The organism is Microbulbifer maximicatervae (SeqCode), assembly GCF_052467825.1.
Genome location: NZ_CP174327.1, coordinates 5,076,222 through 5,096,228 on the forward strand (window position 1 = coordinate 5,076,222; position 20,007 = coordinate 5,096,228).

20 protein-coding genes are annotated in these 20,007 nt (G+C 53.3%); 5 read left to right on the forward strand and 15 right to left on the reverse strand.

All coding sequences use genetic code 11. The annotated features are described in order from the left end of the window. Positions 1-162 precede the first annotated feature (162 nt). Positions 163-2,994, forward strand: coding sequence for a response regulator (locus tag ACJJII_RS22225; protein WP_444917772.1), 2,832 nt, complete (start codon positions 163-165; stop codon positions 2,992-2,994). Here ACJJII_RS22225 and acpS read toward each other — a convergent pair. The 8 genes from acpS to ACJJII_RS22265 form a co-directional block, all read right to left on the reverse strand. Then, complete coding sequence (gene acpS / locus ACJJII_RS22230) at positions 2,991-3,377, reverse strand: holo-ACP synthase (protein WP_413662741.1); 387 nt, start codon at positions 3,375-3,377, stop codon at positions 2,991-2,993. The two genes, ACJJII_RS22225 and acpS, sit on opposite strands and share 4 nt — an antisense overlap. Further along, a complete protein-coding gene (gene recO / locus ACJJII_RS22235; protein WP_444917773.1) occupies positions 3,374-4,126 on the reverse strand; it encodes a DNA repair protein RecO in 753 nt (250 codons plus the stop codon). Before recO ends, acpS begins: the two co-directional genes overlap by 4 nt. Before the next feature lie 26 nt (positions 4,127-4,152). Next, the gene (gene era, locus ACJJII_RS22240) at positions 4,153-5,052 is read right to left on the reverse strand and encodes a GTPase Era (RefSeq protein ID WP_444917774.1); all 900 of its coding nucleotides are present in this window, start codon (positions 5,050-5,052) and stop codon (positions 4,153-4,155) included. Between the two features lie 123 nt (positions 5,053-5,175). After that, a complete protein-coding gene (rnc, locus tag ACJJII_RS22245; protein WP_282931964.1) occupies positions 5,176-5,856 on the reverse strand; it encodes a ribonuclease III in 681 nt (226 codons plus the stop codon). Then, positions 5,849-6,289 carry a DUF4845 domain-containing protein gene (locus tag ACJJII_RS22250; protein ID WP_444917775.1) on the reverse strand — a complete coding sequence of 147 codons (441 nt, stop codon included), beginning with the start codon at positions 6,287-6,289 and terminating at the stop codon, positions 5,849-5,851. The genes rnc and ACJJII_RS22250 overlap by 8 nt, the downstream gene beginning before the upstream one ends. A gap of 53 nt (positions 6,290-6,342) precedes the next feature. Next, positions 6,343-7,110: a signal peptidase I gene (lepB, locus tag ACJJII_RS22255; RefSeq protein ID WP_413662745.1), complete on the reverse strand. Its 768-nt coding sequence runs from the start codon at positions 7,108-7,110 to the stop codon at positions 6,343-6,345. Between the two features lie 50 nt (positions 7,111-7,160). Continuing rightward, positions 7,161-8,966, reverse strand: a complete 1,806-nt coding sequence (gene lepA / locus ACJJII_RS22260; protein WP_413662746.1) for a translation elongation factor 4 — start codon at positions 8,964-8,966, stop codon at positions 7,161-7,163. 134 nt (positions 8,967-9,100) lie between these two features. Beyond that, the gene (locus ACJJII_RS22265; RefSeq protein ID WP_413662747.1) at positions 9,101-10,495 is read right to left on the reverse strand and encodes a Do family serine endopeptidase; all 1,395 of its coding nucleotides are present in this window, start codon (positions 10,493-10,495) and stop codon (positions 9,101-9,103) included. A 171-nt stretch (positions 10,496-10,666) separates the two neighbouring features. Here ACJJII_RS22265 and mpaA point away from each other — a divergent pair, with 171 nt between their 5' ends. Then, entirely contained in the window at positions 10,667-11,371 is a 705-nt protein-coding gene (mpaA, locus tag ACJJII_RS22270; RefSeq protein WP_444917776.1) for a murein tripeptide amidase MpaA, read from the forward strand. On the opposite strand, the gene ycjG is transcribed toward mpaA, so the two are convergent. The 5 genes from ycjG to rpoE form a co-directional block, all read right to left on the reverse strand. Continuing rightward, positions 11,359-12,306, reverse strand: coding sequence for an L-Ala-D/L-Glu epimerase (gene ycjG / locus ACJJII_RS22275; protein WP_444917777.1), 948 nt, complete (start codon positions 12,304-12,306; stop codon positions 11,359-11,361). The genes mpaA and ycjG overlap by 13 nt on opposite strands. An 83-nt stretch (positions 12,307-12,389) precedes the next feature. Further along, positions 12,390-12,839, reverse strand: a complete 450-nt coding sequence (locus ACJJII_RS22280) for a SoxR reducing system RseC family protein (protein WP_282931957.1) — start codon at positions 12,837-12,839, stop codon at positions 12,390-12,392. Positions 12,840-12,851: 12 nt separating this feature from the next. After that, positions 12,852-14,090 carry a MucB/RseB family sigma factor regulatory protein gene (locus ACJJII_RS22285; protein ID WP_444917778.1) on the reverse strand — a complete coding sequence of 413 codons (1,239 nt, stop codon included), beginning with the start codon at positions 14,088-14,090 and terminating at the stop codon, positions 12,852-12,854. 1 nt (position 14,091) lies between these two features. Next, entirely contained in the window at positions 14,092-14,796 is a 705-nt protein-coding gene (locus ACJJII_RS22290; protein WP_444898008.1) for a sigma-E factor negative regulatory protein, read from the reverse strand. Positions 14,797-14,914: 118 nt separating this feature from the next. Continuing rightward, complete coding sequence (rpoE, locus tag ACJJII_RS22295; RefSeq protein ID WP_282931954.1) at positions 14,915-15,529, reverse strand: RNA polymerase sigma factor RpoE; 615 nt, start codon at positions 15,527-15,529, stop codon at positions 14,915-14,917. A 178-nt stretch (positions 15,530-15,707) separates the two neighbouring features. On the opposite strand from rpoE, the gene nadB reads away from it, so the two are divergent. Then, the gene (gene nadB / locus ACJJII_RS22300) at positions 15,708-17,315 is read left to right on the forward strand and encodes an L-aspartate oxidase (protein WP_413662753.1); all 1,608 of its coding nucleotides are present in this window, start codon (positions 15,708-15,710) and stop codon (positions 17,313-17,315) included. A 46-nt stretch (positions 17,316-17,361) separates the two neighbouring features. On the opposite strand, the gene ACJJII_RS22305 is transcribed toward nadB, so the two are convergent. Continuing rightward, a complete protein-coding gene (locus ACJJII_RS22305; RefSeq protein ID WP_444917779.1) occupies positions 17,362-17,814 on the reverse strand; it encodes a protein YgfX in 453 nt (150 codons plus the stop codon). Continuing rightward, positions 17,789-18,034, reverse strand: coding sequence for an FAD assembly factor SdhE (locus ACJJII_RS22310; protein ID WP_282931952.1), 246 nt, complete (start codon positions 18,032-18,034; stop codon positions 17,789-17,791). Before ACJJII_RS22310 ends, ACJJII_RS22305 begins: the two co-directional genes overlap by 26 nt. 112 nt (positions 18,035-18,146) lie before the next feature. Between ACJJII_RS22310 and ygfZ the strand changes: the two genes are divergently transcribed. Continuing rightward, positions 18,147-19,187, forward strand: coding sequence for a CAF17-like 4Fe-4S cluster assembly/insertion protein YgfZ (ygfZ, locus tag ACJJII_RS22315; RefSeq protein WP_444914326.1), 1,041 nt, complete (start codon positions 18,147-18,149; stop codon positions 19,185-19,187). Between the two features lie 196 nt (positions 19,188-19,383). After that, the gene (locus ACJJII_RS22320; RefSeq protein WP_444914327.1) at positions 19,384-19,935 is read left to right on the forward strand and encodes a hypothetical protein; all 552 of its coding nucleotides are present in this window, start codon (positions 19,384-19,386) and stop codon (positions 19,933-19,935) included. Positions 19,936-20,007: the final 72 nt, after the last annotated feature.

Sequence of the window (20,007 nt, forward strand, 5' to 3'; positions counted from 1 at the left end):
TGGCTATGCCGCGCTATCTAATCTTGGCAAAGTGAATCTTTGAGCCTCTAAAACGCGCATATTGTGACAAAAAAGAAGCGTTTTCTGATAAGTGAATGAGTGCGCTCAGATGTACATAACGGTAAAATGAGGGAAAAATAATCGTACAAGGCCCCTCTTAACATGGCCCCAGGCAACCCTATTCTCTCAATCGAGGAACCAGAGCAACCTCGATCCTTACGAACCCTGGTATTTCGCCTTACTGTAGCACCCGCACTAATTCTGTCCTTGCTCCTCGCTCTCGTTTTCACCCTGCAGCAAATGCACGATCGTCGCCAATTACTATTAAGCCACGGTCGAGCCAGCGCCGAACAGCTAGCTGAACTAATTGAGATGAGCGGGGGCCATCCAGCTGAACTTAGAATGGAATGGCTGCGTAAAAGTTTGCTGGCGCTTATGCTGGAAAAAGATATGGTCAGATCTGTTCATGTCTACTCCACCGAACCCAGCCCCAAGCTAACCCTCAACCCCAGCACCGGACTCAGCTTGCTGGCCAGTGTCGGGCCGCGTCCACGCACCCCCATTAGCAGGGACACCCTTAACAAGCGCGAACCCTTTATTTTTGAAGATGATGAGACTCTTCAGGTTTTACAGCCACTGAAAGGCGATATCACCACCTGCTGGATAAGTATTGAGCTACATCGCCCCTATTTCCTGGTGGGAACTTACCAAGTTTTACTCGTAGGCTTGGTGGGGTTGATTCTCTGTACCCTAGCCGCGCTGGCCTGGTCGGTCATCATGTCTGAGCGCTTTGCTCACAGCCTGATTAGAATGGGGCATACTCTGGAGGCGATTGGCAGAGGTGAATTTGATCGACGCACCCATGAAACGGAGAATCGAGAACTCGCTCAACTGGGAAACCAAATTAACGAGATGGCTGAAAACCTGTCCAGTTACCAACAGGAATACAAAGCCAACTTACTCCAGTCTATGGATGACCTGCGCCAATCCCTGGACAGTATGGAAGAACAAAATATTGAGCTGGACTTAGCACGTAAAAGGGCGCAGGAAGCAAGCAGGATTAAATCGACGTTCCTAGCCAATACCAGTCACGAGATTCGCACACCTTTAAATGGCATTATCGGTTTTACCAACCTGTTGTTAAAAACTGGAATTGATGAGCTACAGCAGGATTACCTGCAAACCATTTTACGTTCATCGGAAAACCTGTTGACTACCATCAACGACATCCTGGACTTTTCCCGCATTGAGTCCGGCAATCTGGTCCTTGACCATATCCCTATGGACCTTGGCTTACTACTTGAAGAGACCCTGCAAATACTGGCCCCAAACGCCTATGAGCACCATCTGGAACTGGTGCCCTTGATCGATTCTCAACTCCCTCCCACTTTAATCGGAGACCCGTTGCGAATTAAGCAAATACTTACAAACTTGGTGGGTAACGCGGTGCGCAGCTCAGCAAATGGCAATATCCCCGTGCGCTTGTCAGTACATAGCATTAATAACTCAGAACTTGTACTCCGTATTTCGGTTACCGGCCTGGGTAACCGTATTGACGAGGCTGGTCGCCGAGAAATTGAGAACATTCTCACCAGCAAGTCCCCACAGCTCACCCAACAAATCAGCGCAAATGGTTTAGGGATGTCTATAGCCCGCAGCCTAGTTGAGAGGATGAGCGGCTGCACAGGTATTGAAGAAACAGCCAATGACGGCAACACCTGTTGGGTGCAAATTTCCCTCCAGGCTGAACGTAATCGAGGCATGTATCCGCGTATTCAATATCCTGGCTGCCGAATTTTACTTGCAGACCCCAACCCAGTTACACGGACCCAGGTAGCCCAGCTACTCAGCCAATGGCAAGTGGAGCCCATAGAACTCGGCGATACCGATACTCTGCAACCGGCAATCGAGCAAATGTGGCGGCACGATGCCTTACCGGATGCTGTTATTATCGATACAGCTACTGCTAAAGGTGGTTTTGATAGTTTCAGTAGCAAAGTGCAGTCGCTGGTTGATACCTATCAGTGCCGCGTGATCGTACTGGGCCCACCCGCTGAATTGCGTCGCTGCTACGACCAACTGCGCACCCGCACTCTCACTTTCCTTAGCAAGCCCGTCACCCGAGACAATTTGCTGCGATCCCTGAAACGAGCAGTACCACAGCAGGGGCAACAGCGGGTTAGTGGCGGGGTACAGGCGCTACCGTGGCCCGCACCACCGCGCGTGCTGGCAGTGGATGACCACGCGGCAAACCGCCGACTGGTCGGCGAACTTCTGCGAGCACAAGATGTAGAAGTCGTTATTGCAGCAAGCGGCGAAGAAGCTCTACAGCTCTGGCAGCAGGGAGCTTTCGACTTGGTATTTATGGATATTCAAATGCCCGAGATGGATGGTATCGAAGCTACACGTCTGATTCGTGAGCAGGAGACCGGCCGCCGTACTCCAATCATTGCCCTCACCGCCCACGCCGGCGCCGAAGAAAAAGCACGCCTGCTGTCTGCGGGACTAGACGACTACTTAAGCAAGCCTGTTAGCGAGGCCCAGCTCTCCCATATGATCAAGCGCTGGCTTAAGATCATCACTCCCCAGGCCGCAGAAAAAGTGAAGATTGAGGAGATGCGCCTGGTAGACATTGGCGAATGCCTGACCCTCGCCAACGGCGATGCCAAGCTGGCCAGGGACATGCTGCGCATGTTGATTGACGGTCTCAGTTCAGATGAGAGAGAACTGGAAAGGTTGTACAACCTTGGAGATTACAAGGGCATGTTCGAACTCACTCATCGCATGCACGGTGGCTGCTGCTATTGCGGAGTTTCACGCTTGAGAGAATCAACTTGCGTGTTACAAGAGGCATTGCGCACTATCCAAGGCTCCGATGCCCAAGCCTTTGACCAGCGCAAACTCAATGCTGTTCTCAGGGAGATCCGGGCCCTGCGCGAGTGGGCTTCTGAACAAGACTTGGATGCGCTCTTTGGCCTGGAGGTAGTTGCCTAGCAGGATTCAAATACGACAAATGCCAGGGCCGAGTCTTTTTCATCAGACAGGCTGAGGTGGATTCTGTCCACACCAAGTTTTTCGGCCCTCTCCTCAGCTGCGCCCGCCAGTACCACCTGCGGTGCAGCGCCCTTGCGGCGACGGACATCGATGTCTTGCCAGGAAACCCCCTCACCAATCCCTGTGCCCAAGGCCTTGGCTACAGCCTCCTTCGCCGCAAATCGCTTGCACAGATATGCAGCGCGGATAGGCTCAGCCATAGCATAAAAGTCCTTCCTTTCCGCACTGCTAAGAACACGCTCAACAAAGCGATCACCAAAGCGCTGCCACGCCACCTCAATACGGTCGTAGTTACAAATATCGGTGCCAATACTAACAATCATTTTTTTCCGTAAACCTGCCGAAAAAGCTCTCTGCTCTGCAAAAGCTTATCCCCCAATACTTTCCTCAACAATAAACGTGTAAGACGCTTTGCAGGTGCTAAAGCCTCACCTGACCAGCCACCCCCATTCATAGCGCTGTCCATCCCCAATAGTTCGGCACCTGAAAAAAAACACTCTCCCAGACTCTCATCTTTGGAGCGGTGAACAGGAATTAAACCCCACTCATCATCCAGGCGATAAACCCCATCTTCACTTACAGGGTCTCCTCGCGGGCCGCTAATATTGAGGGACGGGCAGGTACCGAGCTCCAGGAGCAGTTGTAACTCAAAGCGACGAAGCGGACCTTCCAGTTCAGCGTTGGAGAGTCCCTCCAGCTGAGACAGAGATTCCAGCAGGCTCTGATAAGCTGCAAACAGCGTGTAATGCGCCTCGCCCTCGGGAAGGAGCCTTACCATCAGTTCATTGGCATAAAGGCCCGCATAAACCGCTCGGCTCTTGAGCCATAGTGGTACACCAACATTTTCGACTGGACCGAGCGTTTTAAGTGAACCCGCTCCCATCAATGTGACAAGCAACGGGGTGAAGGGCTGCAACGCTTGTTGGCGGCGTTGCTTGTCACGGCGGGCCCCACGGGCGACACAGCCCAGTCGACCGTAATCGGGAGTGAAAAGCTCCAGGATCAAGCTGGAGTCTTTGTAGGGCCGCGAATGGAGGATATACGCGGGTTGAGGCGGTTGAGGCGTTTTCATAGGTTCAGGGGAAATTACCCTGATGATTACTCGTCTCTATAACCAAGACTGCGCAAAGCCCGCTCATCATCAGACCAACCAGATTTCACCTTCACCCACAAATTGAGCATTATCTTGCTATCAAACATGCGCTCCATATCTTCTCTAGCCTGGCTGCCAATCTGTTTGATTCGCTCGCCCTTATTTCCAATAATGATACGTTTTTGGCCTGCCCGCTCAACCAAAATAGCAGCGCTGATATGCAAGACCTTACCCTCTTGGGCAAACTCCTCTACCTCCACAGTAACTTGGTAGGGAACCTCGGCACCCAATTGACGCATAATCTTTTCGCGAACAATTTCTGCTGCGAGAAAGCGCGAGCTGCGGTCAGTCACTTGATCTTCGGGGAAGAAATGCTGCCCCTCAGGCAAGTGCTTCAGAATAACCTCTTCCAAAGTATCCAGATTTACGTTGCGCAAGGCTGATATGGGAACAATTTCAGCTTTTGGATGCTCCTCAGCCAGGGCTTGTAGCTGGGGCAGTAGATCAGCTTTATCCTCGAGCTGATCCACCTTGTTCACGGCGATAATTAATGGGCATTTAATACCGCGCAGCTTATCTGCCACCAACTGGTCTGCCTCACTCCAGCGAGTGCGCTCTACAACAAACACCACTACATCCACATCCCGCGCAGCACTGGCGGCAGCTCGATTCATATAGCGGTTAATCGCTTTTTCTTGATCGGAGTGCAGACCCGGTGTATCGACAAAAATAATCTGGTTTGGACCTTCGGTTTTAATACCGAGCATATTGTGGCGGGTGGTCTGCGGCTTGCGCGAAGTAATCGCGAGTTTCTGCCCCAGCAGGTGGTTCAACAGTGTGGATTTTCCCACATTGGGGCGGCCGACAATCGCGACATAGCCACAGCGAGAAGGTTGTTCACTCAAGAAATTTCTCCGAAAGAGTTGGAGGTCTCCGGGAAGCCCCGGAGCCAGAAGCGCCCCCAGTGATACAGGGGGCTGTCATTACGATGCGGGAAATGGATCCGGCGCGTCGTTTCTATTGTAAGGTTAGTCCTGCCCGGTGAGGAGCTTATAAGCTTCCACCGCCGCAGTCTTTTCAGCATTACGGCGACTGCTGGCTTCGCCTTTTACGGGCTGCGTAAGGCCACTGACACGGCACTCCACTACAAAATGCTGTGCGTGTTCAGCGCCAGAAACATCTACGACTTTATATTCCGGCAGAGGTTTTTTTCGAGCCTGCAGCCACTCCTGCAAGCGAGTTTTGGGATCCTTCACGGTCTCTAATGATAGGCCCTGCAAGCGCAATGCAAACCACTCAAGTACCCGGGCGCGCGCAGCCTCCAAACCGGCATCCAGATAGATGGCCCCAATAAGAGCCTCTACGGCATCGGCCAGAATCGATGCCCGACGAAAGCCACCACTTTTCATTTCACCTTCACCGAGGCGCAGGCAATCGCCAATTTCCAACTCCCGCGCAAGTTTTGCCAGGGTTTCACCGCTAACCAATTGTGCCCTCAAGCGGCTCAACTGCCCCTCGCGCCCGTTGGGAAACTGCTCGTAAAGTGCCGCGCCGATAGTGAACCCGAGTATCGAGTCGCCAAGAAACTCCAGGCGCTCATTATTACGACTCCCGTGGGATCGGTGAGTAAGAGCCAACTCAAGCAGCTCGGCCTGATCAAAATCATGGCCGAGGCGCTTGCAAAGGCGTTCCAATAAAAGATCAGTCACGTTTGCGGAATTGCTCCAGATCGATCAGCGCATCACAGCAAAGCTCCGGCTTTGCTGTGTCGAGCTGCTTATTAAACTTCATCACAACATCTACGTTGTATATCAGCGGCTGGCGCAGCTCGTAATTGATGCTCACCACAGAACCCTTTGCGCCGCGAACTACCTGCACAGATTTAGTAGGCTCACCCCGAACATTATTAATCAGGAAAAAACGGCCTAGCTCTTTTTTAATTTGACCCGTGGTCATATCTTCCAGGTTTGGGTTTTGACCCAGGGTTTTTAGCCCTTCGTTAACGTAACGAGCATCTACGTAGGCCGGCGCCATTTTTGAAACACAAGTCAAAGTAAAACCAGCCAATGCAATAACTAGTATCCAACCCCAGTAACTCATACCGCGCTGCTGCTGGAGTGAAAGGTTGAGTTTACTCCTCATAATTATGCCCTCTATCCTTTATAAATAACCGGGCTAACGCCCGGCTGGTTTCTTTATTGGATTGAGCCTACACGCTTAAAGCTGGGCAAACTGAGCAACTTGTCCCAGTGCATCCAAATGGCGAAAGCTTTGCCGACGATATCCTTCTCTGGGACAAAGCCCCACTCCCGGCTATCGAGGCTGTTATCGCGGTTATCGCCCATCATAAAATAATGCCCTTCCGGCACTACACCACTAAAGTTACTGTACTGCCGGGGGCGGACACTTTTCTGCATCTCGTGGCGATAGCCATCGAGATCTTCCCACATGACTTCTGTTTGCGGGTTACTCGGCGGGATGGCCCGGATCAATTCTTGGCGAGCCATCTCACCGTTGACATAGAGCACATTGTTCTTCAGCTCTATCTTGTCACCGGGTAACCCAATCACCCGCTTGATGTAGTAAGTATCGTTATTGTGGGGTGGAAAGAACACCATGACATCGCCGCGCTTGGGCTCACCCACATCCATTACCTTGGTTCGGGACACTGGCAAGCGCACACCGTAGGCATACTTGTTGACCAGAATAAAATCCCCGACTTCCAATGTTGGAATCATTGAACCTGAAGGAATCTGGAAGGGCTCGACAATAAAAGAGCGCAGAACAAATACGATCGCCAGAATCGGGAAGAAAGACTTCGCGTACTCGACAACGATCGGATCTTCTTGCTGGTCCCCGACATTTTTCTTGCGTTGACGGGCGAAAAACAGACTGTCAACTAACCAGATTCCGCCACTAATCACAACCAACCACAGCAGAATCAGAGGTAAATTTATATCCATTACTTTTCTCTACTATCCCTTATTTTTCGTCGTGGCGCAGGGCCGAAGCCTTACTGATCCACCTTCAGTACCGCCAGGAATGCCTCCTGCGGCACTTCAACACGGCCCAACTGCTTCATTCTGCGCTTACCCGCTTTCTGCTTCTCCAGCAGCTTCTTCTTACGAGTAACATCACCACCGTAACATTTGGCCGTCACGTTTTTGCGCAGCGCCTTCACCGTGGTTCTCGAAACCACCTGACCACCAATAGCCGCCTGGATCGCCACATCAAACATCTGACGGGGAATCAGCTCTTTCATCTTTTCCGCCATTGCGCGGCCTTTCTGCTGCGCATTATCGCGGTGGACAATCAGCGCCAGAGCATCCACCCGGTCACCATTAATCAGGATATCCAGTCGCACCAACTTGGCCGCTTCAAAGCGGACAAAGCTGTAATCCAAAGAGGCAAAGCCGCGGCTTACGGATTTGAGACGGTCGAAGAAGTCCATAACCACTTCGCTCATCGGCAGCTCATAGCGCAGGGACACTTGTGAACCTACGTATTGCATGTCCTTTTGAATACCGCGTTTTTCCACACACAAAGTGATGACGTTGCCCAAATACTCCTGAGGTACAAGAATATTCACCTCGGCAATCGGCTCCCTCATCTCTTCGATGGAGCCTACATCGGGTAAGCGCGATGGATTATCTACCATCACTATCTCACCGTCTGACTGCTCAACTTCATAAACCACGGTCGGCGCTGTGGTAATCAGATCCAGGTCGTATTCCCGCTCCAGACGCTCCTGGATAATTTCCATATGCAGCATGCCGAGGAAGCCACAACGGAAACCAAAGCCCAGGGCATCGGATGTTTCTGGTTCGTAGAACAGGGAGGCATCGTTCAGCGACAGCTTCTCCAGCGCATCCCGGAAAGCCTCATAATCGTCTGAACTAACCGGGAACAAGCCTGCATAAACCTGGGGCTTAACCTTCTGGAAGCCCGGCAGCATATCAATGTCATCAGCGCCCTTAGCATGGGTCAGCGTATCGCCCACAGGAGCGCCATGAATATCCTTGATCCCTGCCACCACAAAGCCCACTTCACCTGCGCGAAGTACACCGGTTTCGTGGCGTTTGGGTGTAAAGATTCCCACGCTGTCCACAACATGGGCACGACCGATAGATTTGGTGACAATCTTTTCTTTGGTTTTCAGGGTGCCCTGTACAACACGCACCAAGGAAACAACACCCAGGTAACTGTCAAACCATGAGTCGATAATCAGCGCCTGTAGAGGAGCATCGACATCGCCTTCAGGCGGTGGTACCAAGCGCACCAGATCTTCCAGTACATCCTCAACACCGAGGCCAGACTTAGCGCTGCAACGAGTCGCTTCGGCGGCATCGATACCGATAATATCTTCAATTTCTTCGGCAACCTTTTCAGGGTCTGCCTGGGGCAAGTCCATCTTGTTCAAGACAGGGATAACTTCCAACCCCTGTTCAATGGCTGTATAGCAGTTGGCAACCGACTGGGCCTCAACGCCCTGGGCGGCATCTACCACCAGTAGCGCGCCTTCACAAGCTGCCAGAGAACGGGACACCTCATAGGAGAAATCCACGTGTCCGGGGGTATCAATAAAGTTCAGCTGATAGGTCTTACCATCGCGCGCTTCATAGTCGAGCGTCACACTCTGCGCCTTGATGGTAATCCCACGCTCGCGCTCGAGCTCCATGCTGTCCAGCACCTGTTCAGCCATCTCCCGATCGGAGAGGCCACCACAGTCCTGGATAAAGCGGTCAGCCAGGGTAGATTTCCCGTGGTCGATATGGGCAATAATGGAGAAATTGCGGATATGAGAGAGATCTGTGGCCACTGCGGAATAAAAACCCTTGCAAAATCAAATGATTAGCTGGCTATAGTGCCAACTGTGTGGCGCAAGTCTAACAGAACTCATGGACAGAGGTGAGAGCTAGGTGGCCCAATGGGCCACCAATCGCTGGAAAGCGGCTAGCTTTCGATCTTAATTGTACGGAAAGTGGACTGCCCGGCCCGGAAGAAGCGAATCGGCAATAGCTCATCCTCCGGCAGATCCTTGACGACAGTTTTGTAGTCACTAATGTCGCCAACTTCTTCAAAACCAAGTTGCGCGATGATATCGCCACTGCGCAAACCTGCTTTGGCACCGGGCTTGCCTGGAATCACTTGCTTCACCAGCACCCCAGTTTCCACATTCCAGCGTTGCTTCAGGATATCGGGAATTTCCTCAACCACGACACCCAGGCGCCCACCCACTCCAGAGCTGGGATTGGCTGCCACTTGCCTCGCTTCATCTTCAGAACCCGGCAGGGTGCCGACAGTAACACTCAGGCGCTCGGGTTTACGATTGCGGATCAACTCCACCTGGGCCTGTGTACCCGGTCGAATCTGGCCTACAACGTGCGGCAGGTCACCAAAAACTCCTATCTTCTGACCATGGAAGCGCAAAATGATATCACCAGGCATAATTCCCGCTTGAGCCGCGGGCGACCCAGGGCTCACCTGATCGATCAGGGCCCCGGCGGGCTTACCAAGGCCCATGGCTTCCGCCATATTGCGGTCGACATTACTGATTCCCACTCCGAGCCATCCGCGATCCACCCGCCCTTTTTCCTTTAACTGGGCAACCACATCCTGGGCAAGGCTCGCGGGAATAGCGAAGGAGAGCCCGATAGATCCGCCACTGCGGGTATAGATCTGAGAGTTGATACCCACTACTTCCCCATCCAGGTTAAACAGCGGGCCTCCGGAATTTCCGGGGTTAATTGCAACATCTGTCTGGATAAAAGGAACGTAATTCTCGCGGCTCTCATTGGGGATACTGCGCCCCATCGCACTGACGATCCCGGCGCTTGCGGAGTAGTCCAAGCCGAAGGGAGAACCAATAGCGACAACCCATTCTCCCACCTGCAGTTCTTCGGAATCCCCCCAGCGTACTGACGACAGGTCTTCCGCGTCGATCTTTAACAGGGCCAGGTCGGAGCGCACATCCTTGCCGATAACCTGCGCCTCGTATTCGCGACGATCAGTCAATGTAACGGTTACCTGGTCTGCACCATCGACCACGTGATTATTGGTTACGATATAACCGTCTTCAGAGATGATAAAGCCGGACCCCATACTCGCTACCGGGCGCTGCTGGCGCTGGCGCGGCTCGAAAAGGTGGCGGAAGATATCGGGAATTTCCTGTTGAAGCTGCGGCTGGCTACTGCGACTAGTGCGGTTGCGATCAACCGTGTTGATTTTGACGACTGCCGGAGAGTTATCTTCGATTAATTCCGTAAGTTCGGGCAGTCCGCGGGCACTGGCAGCCCCGGAAACCAACAGACAAAGAACCAGTAGATATTGTGTACAACGTTTAACCATAGGTTTGTTACCCCTAGTGATCCCTTCTAATATGAAACCATTGGATTTTCGAGTCCTTTCAAGGGCGAGCCTTGGCTTGTCCAGCCCCTTAGGGACTCTCAGTAACGACTTAGTGGCGATCTAGTCACCAAAGTTCTACAACAGACTGTAAAACTGTGTAAAGAGTTAACGATGTCCGAAATGCGCCCGCGCCCAGAACGCGGTCAGTTTCACCTGCCCACCGAGCTCTACGGCCAAAGTGTTTTGGGCGCCCCCCTACTCTATTTTCCCGCGCAAACCGGCACCCACCACGGCCTCATAATGGCCGGCACCCACGGAGATGAAGTCGCCGCAGTCGTCGCTCTATCCTGCGCGTTGCGGGCCCTCGCCACCAATTCATTGAGACATCACGTAATCCTCGCTGTCAATCCGGATGGCTGCCAGCTGGGCACCAGGGCCAACGCGCGCGGCGTAGATCTCAACCGCAACTTTGCCACTGCAAATTGGGATGGCAGCGGCAATGTCTACCGGTGGAACAGTGCTGCGAAAAAACGCGATGTTAGGTTAAGTACAGGTGATAGCGCCGCCTCTGAACCCGAGACCTCTGCACTTTGCCAGCTGTTTGCAAAGCTGGGACCGACCTGGACCGTTTCCATTCACGAGCCCCTTGCCTGTGTCGAGGATCCCAGCAACAGCCCTCTGGGCATGCAGCTTGCCAGTGATTTCAAGCTGCCTCTGGTTGGGGATGTGGGTTACCAGACCCCAGGATCATTCGGCACCTGGTGTGCCGAGCAAACACTGCCCTGTATTACCCTTGAATTCCCCCCAATATCAGCTGATGCGGCAAGTGAAGACTATCTGCAAGCGCTAATCGATCTGCTGACTTACGACCAATAAACTCTACCCGCCTTGAAACGCAGAGGGGGCTCCACATCGCTAGCCAGCCAGGTGGGCCCATCCAGGTCCAGAAAGCTAGCTCGACTTCCCAAGGGCCAGGCTGCGCGGATAGCCCGAGAGGTACACAGCATACATCCCAGCATAATTTCCAGGCCGAGACCAGTCGCTTCATCTGCCAGTGCCAGGGCCTCGGTAATCCCGCCAGTTTTGTCCAACTTGATATTGACCATCTCATAGCGTTTAAGCAACTTCGGCAGATCCTCCCGAGTATGGCAACTCTCGTCCGCACAAATCGTCAGCGGGTGCTCAAAGCTCTCCAAAAATTCATCTTCACTCGCTGGAAGTGGCTGCTCAAGCATCGCCACCCCCAACTTGCTTAAATCATGACATCTCTGCAACAAGGTCTCTTTTCGCCATGCCTCATTGGCATCAATCACCAACCTGGCATCCGGTGCTGCTGAGCGTACTGCCGACACCCTTTCTTGCACATGTTGGTCATCAAGTTTCAACTTAAGAACATCAGCTCCCGCAGTCACAGCAATTTTCGCAGCACTTGCCATTGCCTCGGGACTATCAACAACTAATGTCTGTACGGTAGGGAGAAAATCCGGAGCCGGATGTAAACGCCCCGCTTTTCTAGCCTCCCAATCTGCCAGCGCACAATCCAATGCATTTCGCGCCGCTCCGGCAGGCATACGCAGCTGTAATTGCTCTCGGGTCAACCCATCGCTCACCTCTTTGAGCATCGGCTGCAGCTGGTGCAAAACAGAGGCAGCACTTTCTCCATAGCGAGCATAAGGCGTGCACTCACCGACGCCAGAGACTTCACCATCACTAAGCTCCACCACCACAACCTGAGCCTCAGTGCGCGCGCCACGAGAGATGACAAATGCAGTACGTAGAGGCCAGCGCTCATCAAAACAGCGAGCCCTCATTGGCAGAGCCTCCAGGCAATAAAAGGAACTCTCAGTTTAGGTCAGGGAGACGAGGGCTAGCTGGCGAAGGCGGAGGCGACGGACTATTTCTTTTGGGAGGGCTCAATCTGCAGAAGTACAGGGGTGTAGGTGGGGTTTTGCGACTGGGACCTACTGTACCAGCGAACTCCCAAAGCACCGAAGACCAGACCGATCAAGGCCCCGATTACAGCACCGGGCTCAGCGAAGAGCGAATCCCCAATCAGTGCAACTAGCACCAGGGACATCAAGGGGACGAGGTAAACCAGCAAGGCACTACTGGTCAGGGCATTCTCGGTAATACCAATTACTGCCACATCATCGAGGTGGATTTTATCAGCAGAAAAACCGTTGAGAGCTACTTTAACGCGGGTCGAAGAAGAAAACAGATCGCCCAGCAATCCAGTCCCACAGCTGGACTTGGTAGAACAGCCATTACAGGCGCTACTCTGGGTGGTCTCCACCCAGATAGCATCAGACTCTATGGCCACCACCCGGCCACGCTCTTGAAGCACCTATATGCTCACTTAGCTCTTTGCGGTAATTGAGCTGGCGACACGGCGCGCTGTAGTTTCGGGGATTTCACCCACCACTGTTACAGTGTAAGCAACGCCTTCAATTTCCAGACGGTCCATATAGGCTGTTGTAGCTCCGCGGATTGCGCGACCTTTAAAGCCCTCAAGTTCTGGACCGAGGCGCTGGACAAATACAGAAAACACTCCCAGCCCGTCGCTAAACACCATCATATCGCCATCAGATAAGGGCTTGACGGACACTACCCGGAAACCGTCGGGCAACCAGCCCACCTGCCAGCGGCTCTGTGAAGCCGTACACTCATTCCGATTATCGATGCGCCGGGCATTATTGGAGACCGCCTGTAGTGCGGCATCCTCTACAGGGGAGAGATCCAGTTGTACAAACTGGTAACGCTCCAGTACGCGGCCCTGGGTGCTAACCAGCATGGTCTTCAACGGCAGCCCAGTCTGTTTATCGAGACTCACTACCAAGCCCAGGCGATAGCGATCCCTCGGTCGCGCCTCAATCACAACAGCATCGCGATCCGCGATTCGCTCCTCACCCCGCAAAATAAATTGGTAGGCGCGCTGAGCCTGTTGTTGGCCCGCCGAGTTCCATGTTGTAGCACGATTTCTTGGCGAAGCACTGACATCGCAATTTCCGGCACTGCCGTGGCTGATCAACTCTCTAGGCTCACCACTGAGGTAGCGCACGCGCTCTACCTGCTCACCTTCTCGAACCGCGTGAACCACCTGCAAGGTCTCCAGGAGGCCCGCATGCTCAAAGGTCACCAGACCACTGTATTCAAGCTCAGTTACTGCTTTTGCCAACTTGGCTAGCCAATGCTCAACCTCGTTGCTACTCACTACACCCGGGCTTACCAGGCCGCTCTGCGCTGCAGGGTTGAGATTCGCAGGATTGAGATTAACTACACCAGATGTCACCGCCTCTTGCGCCGGCACGGTACCAACAGCGCCTTCCGGGGCTGCAGTTGCAGGATCGGCCGGTACTGCGGCAGGACTTTCCACCTCAGCCGAGCCCCCGTCTGTCATAGCAATTTCCACTACAGCTGGGGCTGCTGCGGGAGCAGTACTCATATCGAGATTGATGGTGGTGGGGACACTGGGTTCGACCCCAGTGTCAACCTGGGCAAATGACATGGGTGCCAACAACGAGGAGGCCAACAGTAGACCGTTGGCCTTGAGAATCCCGCTGAAAATTCGGCGCCCCCTGGTTTCGACTTTCGTCACACTACATTCCAACCTGTTCGCCGTAAGTGGCGCGAGCAAAGGGAACCATGCCCTGACTGCCCACATGAGCGGCTTGTTCTGAGTGCTGAATCATTACGCGATTCAGGTGGCGCATCAACTCGGGAGTCGGGGCCTGCTGAATTACGGCCTGCCCCACAACACCGGTGCGTTGTTCCGGCACAAAGCGGGGAGCCGCAGTGCTCACTGAGCGCGTGGAAGGGGCGGGCACATAGAAACCGGAAGGCTGCGGTGCAGACTGAACGACCGGCTGAGCCTCCCGTTCTACCGAAGCTACCGGCTGGTTTGCCCCCTGAATAGCGCTCTGTGGAGAATCTGTCATTTGCTGCACACCCAAAATGGCAGCAAAGGCCACCGTCGCAGCAACAGCACCACGGGACAGCGGACGCCACCAGCGATTGTTGACCAAATTGCCAGCAACCGCAGATCCCCCATTGCCGTTTTGCGACAGAGGCTCTTCCTCATCGATGGCGGCAGAAATACTCGCTGCAAGGCCGATGTCGACCGGCGCGACCTGTTCGCGGCGCATAACACTCGCCGCAAGTTGGTAACGCGACCAGCGCTCACCGAACTCTTCAGAGGCCGCGCTGGCCTTCAGAAGCCGTTGCAGCTCCAGTTCGCTGACTTCGCCATCCATGAGCGCCGAGAGCGACTCGTTAAGACGTTCCTGATGATTCCCGTGGGACATAGGGGTTAACCCTCTTGTGCAATCATTTATTCGGTGCCCACAAGCACCATATTTGGTTACATGTTATGACCGGAGTCTGAGCGGTTGGTTTCCCCGACTGGGAAAATTTTCCGCAATTTTAACCCCTGTCACCCAGTGTTTCCGGCTCGCCGGCCATCACGGCCTGGACTGTCCGGTCTATCGCCTCCCGTGCGCGAAATATTCTAGAGCGCACAGTTCCCACCGGGCATCCCATAACCTCGGCGATTTCCTCGTAGCTCAGTCCCTCAAGCTCTCTCAGCGTTACCGCTGAGCGCAGATCCTCTGGCAGTGCGCGAATAGCGCGATGCACCGCCGCTTCCAGCTGGTCGCGAAACATCTGACTTTCAGGTGTCTCGTTGTCACGCAGCAGGTCAGCGCCCGAGTAAAACTCAGCATCTTCCAGTTCAACATCGGAAGATGGCGGCCGACGACTGCGGGAAACCAGGTGATTCTTGGCGGTATTGATCGCAATCCGATACATCCAGGTGTAAAAAGCACTCTCGCCGCGAAAATTGGCAAGAGCACGATAAGCCTTAATAAAAGCTTCTTGGGTTACATCCTGTACTTCACTGTGGTCCTTAATGAACCGACTCACTACAGCAACAATTTTGTGCTGGTACTTGAGTACAAGAAGATCAAAAGCGCGTTTGTCCCCTTTTTGTACTCGTTCTACCAGCTCACGGTCACTCGTTGACGCCTGATGCGCTGTCATCCCCAACTCCCATATCCAGCCACACTGCGGGCGCCACAAAATTTAACTGCGGGGCCACCGGCGCAGGCGTTTCTTTTACTGTGTTGATGACAATGACAATAGGACATAAGTTCCACGTCAAATCGACGAATAATCAGGAGGCGCTATACTACGCGACCCTTAAACATAATTGAAATCTATGAATGCCCAGGCAAACTACGACGTTCTCGTAATTGGAAGCGGTGCAGCAGGCCTTACACTGGCCCTGCATCTCGCCTCCCAGTATCGCGTGGCCCTGCTCTCCAAACAGAGATTGCAAGATGGCTCTACCTGGTTCGCCCAGGGAGGCATCGCTGCAGTGCTGGATGAGATGGATTCGGTTGAGTCGCATATTGCAGACACATTAGACGCGGGTGCAGGACTCTGCCACCCCGCTTCAGTGCGCTTTACCGTAGAGGAGAGCACTGCTGCGATCAGCTGGTTAATCGATCAAGGGGTGGACTTCACCCGCGAGGAGCAGGGCTACCACCTCACTAAAGAGGGGGGGCACAGTCACAGGCGCATTATTCATAGCGCCGATGCCACCGGCCAAGCGGTACACAGCACCCTGATCACCAAGGTGCTAAACAGCCCCAATATCGACTGTTTCGAACACCACGTTGCCATCGATCTAATCCGCCAGCCGGATCCAGATAAAGGCCGATTTCGCTGTGCCGGCGCCTATGTACTCAACAAGAGCAACGATGAGGTCGAGCTGATCCAGGCTAAAGCCGTCGTCCTGGCCACCGGGGGGGCCAGCAAGGCCTACCTTTATACCAGTAACCCGGACGGTGCCAGCGGCGATGGAATCGCAATGGCTTGGCGCGCCGGGTGCCGCGTGGCCAATATGGAGTTCAATCAATTTCACCCCACTTGCCTTTACCATCCCAAGGCCAAAGCCCTGCTGGTAACAGAGGCTTTGCGCGGTGAAGGCGCTGTACTCAAGCTTCCCGACGGCAGCCGGTTTATGGACCGCTTCGACAAGCGAGGAGAGTTGGCGCCACGGGATATCGTCGCCCGCGCTATCGACCACGAGATGAAACGGCTGGGGGCAGATTGCCTCTATCTGGACATTTCCCACAAAGATCCACAGTTTGTCCGCGATCACTTCCCAACGGTTTATAACAATTGCCTTCGATATGGCATTGATATCACCCGAGAGCCTATTCCAGTGGTGCCTGCAGCTCACTATACCTGTGGAGGCATTATGGTCGATCGCCATGGGCGCACAGATCTGGACCAGCTCTACGCCATTGGCGAAACGACATTTACCGGCTTACACGGCGCCAACCGCCTTGCCAGTAACTCGCTGTTAGAGTGTCTGGTTTACGCTCGCTCAGCAGCCCTGCATATCGATGAGCACCTGGGTATGGTACAGGCGCCCCGCCCATCTCCTGACTGGGATGCATCGCGCGTCACTGATTCCGATGAAGATGTAGTGATTTCCCATAACTGGGATGAGCTGCGCCGGTTTATGTGGGACTACGTGGGCATTGTGCGCACCCGCAAGCGACTCTTGCGCGCACAACACCGAGTAACGTTGCTGCAGAAAGAAATTCGCGAGTTCTACGCCAATTACCGCATCAGCAGTGACCTGGTTGAACTGCGCAATCTCTCCCTGGTATCGGAATTGATTATTCGTTCGGCCCTGGATCGCCGCGAGAGCCGGGGGCTGCACTACTCCCTCGACTACCCCCAACTGCGTGAACTTGCTATGGACACGATTTTGGTGCCAGAGAACTTTGCCGGCCAACGCCAATTTATTTAACCGACCAATTTTTAGTCAACTGGGCCCGCCACGGCAACCCAGCTAACTAGCGGGAATAGCGCAGTGCCACTTGTAGCCTACGCCAATCCTGCGGCGCCAGCATATCCTTGGCCAACACCAAACGGAGCCGGCGCCCAGCCCTGTCCCGACCATTTATCACCACCAACCAAGACCACAACACCAGCTCACTTACAAACTGGAATTCGCGACGATCTGCGCCATCAGGCTGCCAAAACCACCTTCGCTCGCGGGTCGATAAATGGCCGCTCACAGTTTTCACCCGGCGCCACTCTATCCCGGCGTAAACCATAACAAAAAGGCTCGCCAGCCCTGATAACACTAAAGGCAGGTTACACAACCAGACCAGTAAGATCGCCAGGAAGGTGATCAGCAAAAGGAGCAAATGCAAAAGAAAGGAAGGCGCAACGACGCAACTTAAGCGGGCGCTGCGCTCATAAAGCGGGGGTGTCGAGCTATTCCTGGAGTCCGGTGTTGTCACGGATGATTTGCACTATACGCTTCAAGTCCGGGTCAGCCGGGTCTTCTCGACGCAAGAACCAGGCGAACAGATCCTGATCCTGCTCATCAAGCAGGCGGATATAGCGCTGCTGATCCTCTGGCTCCAGGGTCTCGTAAACATTATCCAGAAACGGCAGCAAAACCAGATCCAATTCCAACATGCCACGGCGACTGGCCCAAAACAGGCGGTTGCGATCCATACTTCTTTCCAACCAGATAAAAAGCGCAGTATACCCCCTGCCCCACCAAACTTGAAAAGGGCGCGAAGGACCCCCAAATTATGCCCCGAATACAAATGCAGGTGGCAGGATTATGGATCAGCAACAGTGGCAGGATTTTCTCAGCAACGAGGGCGCCATTTGGGAGGGCAGCAAAGCTCACTTCCCTCTCACTAGTCGCGAAGACCCTCAGAGTTTGCACCTGCTGGACCTGGGCCCAATCGGAGCTATTTCCATTACCGGACCCGACAGCCAGAAGTTCTTACAGGGGCAGCTCACCTGTGACTTGATCAACCTTCCCGATGAACACAGTACCCTGGGAGCTCACTGCAATCCTAAGGGGCGTATGATCAGTGCTTTTAGTGCACTGAAACTTTCACAAAGTGAGTTCATCTTCCGGTTGCCCAAGGATTTGGCCCCCATCGCCCAGCAAGCGCTGGCCAAGTACGCCGTCTTTTTCAAGACAGAGCTGCACGACATCAGTGATGAAACCCACTGGTTAGGCCTGCAGGGGCGCGATGTGGCAGAGCGCACCTCCAAACTGCTGGGCTTCGAGCAACCCTCAGTCGGCGAGGTGAAGCTATTTGACTTCGAAGGAGAGCGCTGCATTGCCCAATGTATTACCGACCTGCAGCTAGCCATCCTGGTACCCACCAGCAAGGTCCAGCAACTGTGGCAAAAGCTATCACCAGAGTGTGAAGCTACCGGCTATGACTGCTGGCAAATGCGCCAAATTGAAGCCGGTATCCCTCAGGTGGACGCCGCCACGACAGAGATGTTTATCCCGCAGATGACCAACCTGCACCTGCTCGGTGGCGTGAGCTTTAAAAAAGGCTGCTATACCGGCCAGGAAGTAATTGCCCGGATGCAATTCCGCGGCGCTGCCAAACGTCGCCTTTACCGGGCCAGCTGCGCTTCGGGGGATCTCCCTGAATCGGGCATGGAGATATTTGGAGATGGAAAGCAAAGTATTGGTAATCTGGTGGAAGCCTGCCATAGCAAAGAAGGCATTCAGCTACTCGCCGTACTCACCATATCCAAAGTGGCCGCAGGTGAAACCTTACACCTGAAAGATGGCCGCACTTTGGATATCGGAGAACTTCCCTACGATGCAGACGCCGATCCGCTAGCCTAAACCGGAAAAGTACTTTTAATCAAAAAGGCGGCTTTTTAGTCGCCTTTTTTGTTTATGATTTAACAACCAGAAAAAACCTCTGGAAAGTAAAAAGGTTTGCACCAATCAAAACGCAGCTTACTACCGCTACTATATTTATGGATATTTCCCTGGGCTTCAAAATTTCAGCTAAATAAAGCAGTAGAGGGAGGCAATATTGAAAGAGTTAGACCAACTAATTGTCGTTCTTGAATGCTGCATTATTCTGGCAGGCTTTGCTGCAATAGTTGGCACACTCCAACCCAGAAAAGGCAGAAATCTTGGCAAAGGAAGAATTGTATCCCTCGCGATGATTATTTATATCAGTTTGATCAACGCATTACTGGCTGCCTTCACCCTGACTCTATCCAATTTTGATCTCGCTGATCGCACCCTGTGGTCAGTAAGCAGTTTTGCCATGAGTGTGGCTACGTCGTTTTCTATCGGCTACCTATGGATAAAGAAACGACTCAAATCTGTTTCAATTGTTGCCAAGGTTACCTATTTCCTTCTTTTCGGCATTGCCGGCTCAGTAGTTATTATCAATATCATGAATACGCTAGGGATCGTTTTCAACAGGGAGTATGGACCGTATTTTTTATCCTTTGTTTGCAACCTATTTGTCGTCGGTTATGCATTTTCAAGACTGCTTATGCGCCCATTATGGGTAGCTGTTAAAGAAAATGAACTAGGCCGAACCGACAAGGAGAAAACGGCGGCGTCCGGCTGATTTTCAGCTAAAAGTGTGGCGTCAACCATTGGACACCTACACCTACACCTAACAACAATTATTAACCATATA